The following is a 2,857-nucleotide window of genomic DNA, read 5'->3' as shown; positions in this document are numbered from 1 at the left end:
GCGTAGTGGGGCGCGATCTCCTTGTCGATGAATTCCCTGGCCAGCCCGCGGAAGGCTTCGTGGTCCTCGGTGTAGATGTCTCGGCGCACCGATGTCTCCTTGTTGCTCAGGCGACCAGTTCGACGATGGCGGCGTTGGCGGTGCCGCCGCCCTCACACATCGTTTGCAGGCCGTAGCGAATTCCGTTGTCGCGCATGTGATGAACCATCCGGGTGAGCAGACCCGCCCCCGAACCACCGAGCGGATGACCGAGTGCGATGGCACCGCCGAGCGGGTTGAGCAGCTGGGCGTCCGCGCCGGTTTCGGCGAGCCAGGCCAGCGGCACCGACGCGAACGCCTCGTTCACCTCGAAGACACCGATCTCGGCGAGGTCGAGACCGGCTTTGCGCAGGACCTTCTCGGTCGCCGGAATCGGACCGGTCAGCATGAGTACCGGGTCGGCGCCGGTCACCGCGCCCGCGCGGTAGCGCACCAGCGGCGTCAGCCCCAGTTCGCGGGCCCGCTCCGGTGTCGTCACCAGCACCGCGGCGGCACCGTCGGAGATCTGGGAGGAGTTACCCGCGTGGATCACACCGTCGGCCTGGAAGGCCGGCTTGAGCTTGGCCAGGGTCTGGGGTGTGGTCCCACGGCGCACGCCTTCGTCGGCGGTCACCGTCCCCGCTTCGGTCTCGACGGGCACGAGCTGGGCGTCGAACGCGCCGCGGTCCTGGGCGGCCGCGGCCAGTTCGTGCGAGACCGTGGCGAATTCGTCGAGCCGATGGCGATCCAGCCCCCACTTCTGGGCGATCAGCTCCGCGGAGATGCCCTGGTTGAACGAGAAATCCTGGTAGCGCGCACGGGCTTTCGGGCCGTAGGGGGCCCCACCCTCCTTCGCCGCGCCGAGCGGGACCCGGCTCATCACCTCGACCCCACCCGCGACGACGACATCCTGCTGCCCCGACATCACCGCCTGCACAGCGAAATCCACCGCCTGCTGGCTCGAGCCGCACGCCCGGTTCACCGTCGTGCCGGGAATGCTCTCCGGCCATCCGGCGGCCAGCACCGCGTAGCGCCCGATATTGCTCGACTGGTCACCGACCTGGGAGACACAGCCCCAGATCACGTCGTCGATCACGGCCGGGTCGATCCCGGTGCGCTCGATCAGGGCGCTGAGCACCACCGCGGACAGGTCCGCCGGATGGGTCCCCGCCAGTCCGCCGTTGCGTTTGCCCCACGGCGTGCGCACCGCTTCGACCACTACTACCTCACGCATGGCGCTCTCCATTCGAACTAGTCATCGTTGTGTTCGGTCTGCCGGGCGATCGCCCAGCGGCCGGTGAACTCCGGTTCCCGGGCGGACGCGAACGCCGCGAAGGCTTCCGGTGCGTCGGCGGTCGCGAAGTTCACCCCCTGCGCCCGAGCCTCATTGGCCAGCGCGTCGCGCAGGGTGCGGTCCGCGCCCTCGTTCAGCAGTGCCTTGGTCTGGGCCAGCGCCACCGGCGGTCCGGCGGCGAGCCGTTCGGCGAGCTCGACGACGAAGGCGTCGAGCTCGGGTTCGTCGACGACCCACGTCACCAGGTTCAGCGCGTGCGCCCGCTCGGCGTCGATCGTCTCGGCCAGCAACGCCAGCCGCTTGGCCTGCTGCAGCCCCACGAGTTTGGGCAGTAACCACGACCCGCCGAGATCGAGCGAGAGCCCGCGGCGGGTGAAGATCTGCGAGAACCGCGACTCCGGCGTCGCGACCACCAGATCGCAGCCCAGTGCCAGATTCCAGCCCGCGCCGACCGCCACCCCGTGCACCTTGGCGATGGTGGGAATCGGCAACTCGTGCAGCAGCAGCGCGACATCGGTGAGCGCGCGCAACTTGTGCAGGGGATGGCTGGGGTCGGGTGTGGCGATATCCGCGCCGGAGCAGAAGGCCCCGCCCGCGCCGGTGAGCACGAGGGCGCGGACGTCGCGATCGCGGCCGGCCGCGTCCAGCGCCTCCCGCAGCGCCGCCCACAGTTCCCGATTGATCGCGTTCTTGCGGTGCGGACGATGCAGGGTCAGCGTGCGCACGCCGTTGCGGTCTTCGGTCAGCAGGATCTGTTCGTCGCGAATATCGTTGTCCCCCAGTGTCATCAGGGCACGGCCGTGGCGATGAGACGGTGCAGGCGTAGCAGGGCGATCTCGTCGTCGGTGAGACCGAACTCCGCGAGCACCGCGTTCGTGTGTTCGCCCAGCGCGGGCACCGCCCCCATCGGCGGGTCGAACCCGGCGATGATCGGGGGCGGGAGCAGCGCCGGGATCTGCCCGACCGGGGTATCGATCCGACGCCAGCGATCGCGCTCGGTCAGCTGGGGATGATCCAGCACTTCGCTCGGGGTGTTGTAGCGGGCGTTGCCGATGCCCGCGGTGTCGGCGGCCTGTTGGATGTGGGCCAGGTCGTGGCCGGCGCACCACGCGCCGATCTCGGCGTCGAGCACCTCGCGATGACGAACCCGGTCGGAATTGCTCCGGAATCGTGGGTCGTCGGCCAGATCCGCTCGTCCCAGCAGCTCACGCGAGAGCCGTTGCCATTCCCCGTCATTGGTGGTGCCGAGAACAACGGTCTGCCCGTCACCGGTCGGGTACGCGCCGTAGGGCGCCACCGCTGGCGAACTCATGCCGAGCGGCTGCTGATCGATGCCGGAATGCCGGGTGTAGGTGAGCTGGTAGCCCATCACCTCGGCCATCGTGTCGAACAGGCTGACCGTGACCGCCGCCCCCTTCCGGGTGCGCCGGTCGCGCGCGGACAGCATGGCCAGGATCGAGATCGCCGCGTACAGACCGGAGCAGACATCGGCGACCGGTGGACCGGGCTTGGCGAGCGCGCCCGCCGAACCGGTGACCGCGCACA

3 protein-coding genes are annotated in these 2,857 nt (G+C 69.7%); all 3 read right to left on the bottom strand.

Annotation, left to right across the window (positions count from 1 at the left end):
• Positions 1-106: 106 nt before the first annotated feature.
• The gene (locus ACFWF3_RS30830) at positions 107-1,252 is read right to left on the bottom strand and encodes a thiolase family protein (protein WP_379317228.1); all 1,146 of its coding nucleotides are present in this window, start codon (positions 1,250-1,252) and stop codon (positions 107-109) included.
• A 17-nt stretch (positions 1,253-1,269) separates the two neighbouring features.
• A complete protein-coding gene (locus ACFWF3_RS30825; RefSeq protein ID WP_379317226.1) occupies positions 1,270-2,100 on the bottom strand; it encodes an enoyl-CoA hydratase/isomerase family protein in 831 nt (276 codons plus the stop codon).
• The coding region (locus tag ACFWF3_RS30820; RefSeq protein WP_379317224.1) for a CaiB/BaiF CoA transferase family protein at positions 2,100-2,857 on the bottom strand (758 nt) is incomplete at its 5' end. The genes ACFWF3_RS30825 and ACFWF3_RS30820, both read right to left, overlap by 1 nt.

The organism is Nocardia sp. NPDC060220 (assembly GCF_042727815.1).
Lineage (GTDB): Bacteria > Actinomycetota > Actinomycetes > Mycobacteriales > Mycobacteriaceae > Nocardia.
Note: the sequence above shows the minus strand (reverse complement) of the source record. Positions and strands in the feature narration are given on the sequence as shown.